Below are 1,194 nucleotides of genomic sequence, written 5' to 3'. Positions count from 1 at the left end.
GCCCCACCGCCAGCACGCCGCGGTGGATGGGGAAGCCCGCAACCGCGCTCATCACGGGCTTGCCCGCGAGGTAGACCGGCGCGCCGAGGCGGCCCAGCACGTCCGCGAGCCCCGGCCAGCGCTCGGGCGCCAGCAGCACGGATTCGGTCCGGAAGCGGGCGCGGGCCGACGCCATCAGCCGCAGCGTGACCTCGCCCTCCACGATGAAGCGGCCCTGGCGGCCGACGAGGTCGCGCTCGCGCATGGCCGCGTAGGGCGCGAGCCGCGGGTCGGCCGGATCGACAATCGCGACGGGCGTCACGGGGCTCATCAGTCCCGGTGTCCAGAGGCCGAGGCCTCTGGCGGGTGCAGGGCGGCGCCCTGCATGGGACCGGTCACGCTTTCTGGCGGCTGGCCAGCGGGTCGGCCTCGGCCCGGGTCGGCACCTTCACCAGGGCCTCGCCGTCGAGCACGATCTCGCCCGCGACCGCGCAGGTGCATTTGAGACGGGCGCGGCGGCGCTCGGGCACCAGTTCGGCGACCTCGACGGTCACGTCCACGGTGTCGCCGATGCGCACGGGCGCGCGGAAGTTCAGGGTCTGGCTGATGTAGACGGCGCCGGGGCCGGGCAGGCGCGTGCCGAGCACCGCCGAGATCAGGCCGGCCGTGTAGAGCCCGTGGGCGATGCGGGTGCCGAATGGCGTGCGCGCGGCGAAGTGCTCGGAGAGGTGGATCGGGTTGCGGTCGCCGGTGATCTCGGCGAAGCCCACCACGTCGGAGGAGGCGATCACCTTCGAGAGGGTCTCGGAGAGGCCGACCTCCAGATCCTCGAAGTACAGAACGCGCAGCTCGGGCAACATCGGGCAGGCTCCCTTGAGACGATCGCGCCCGTGTCGGCGCCTGACGCTGGCCTCGCACAGCTGCCGTCGCGAATCCAGCCTCCGGCCACGCAGCTCCGCAGCGGACTTTGGTCCAATTCGACGGATCGCTTTCACAAGCCCGCAATCGCCGTATCGGACAAGGGTCTGCATGCAGGACCCAGATCCTTTCTCGCCCGGACGTATCGGCGCCACCCTCGCGGTGACGGGTCTCGCCGCCCTGATGCTCGGCGAGACCCCGAGCCCGGAGCGCATCGCGACGGCCTCGGGCTGCCTCGTGACGGCGCTCGGCGCCTTCGCGGTCGCGGGCCTGCGCCGCCCCGCGCGCAGCCCGCGA

2 protein-coding genes and 1 pseudogene are annotated in these 1,194 nt (G+C 72.9%); 1 reads left to right on the top strand and 2 read right to left on the bottom strand.

The window, feature by feature from the left end; translation table 11 throughout:
- Positions 1-310 (bottom strand): annotated as a pseudogene (locus tag AX737_RS02340) (RNA methyltransferase); the annotation flags it as partial.
- A 64-nt stretch (positions 311-374) separates the two neighbouring features.
- Positions 375-839, bottom strand: coding sequence for a 3-hydroxybutyryl-CoA dehydratase (croR, locus tag AX737_RS02335; RefSeq protein ID WP_066918698.1), 465 nt, complete (start codon positions 837-839; stop codon positions 375-377).
- A gap of 169 nt (positions 840-1,008) precedes the next feature.
- Between croR and AX737_RS02330 the strand changes: the two genes are divergently transcribed.
- A partial coding sequence (locus AX737_RS02330; RefSeq protein ID WP_156453492.1) for a hypothetical protein occupies positions 1,009-1,194 on the top strand: 186 nt, incomplete at its 3' end.

Origin of the sequence: Methylobacterium sp. CCH5-D2 (assembly GCF_001556475.1) — a bacterium.
Classification (GTDB): Bacteria; Pseudomonadota; Alphaproteobacteria; order Rhizobiales; family Beijerinckiaceae; genus Methylobacterium; species Methylobacterium hispanicum.
The sequence above is the reverse complement of the archived record's forward strand: the minus strand, read 5'-3'. Positions and strand labels throughout refer to the sequence as shown.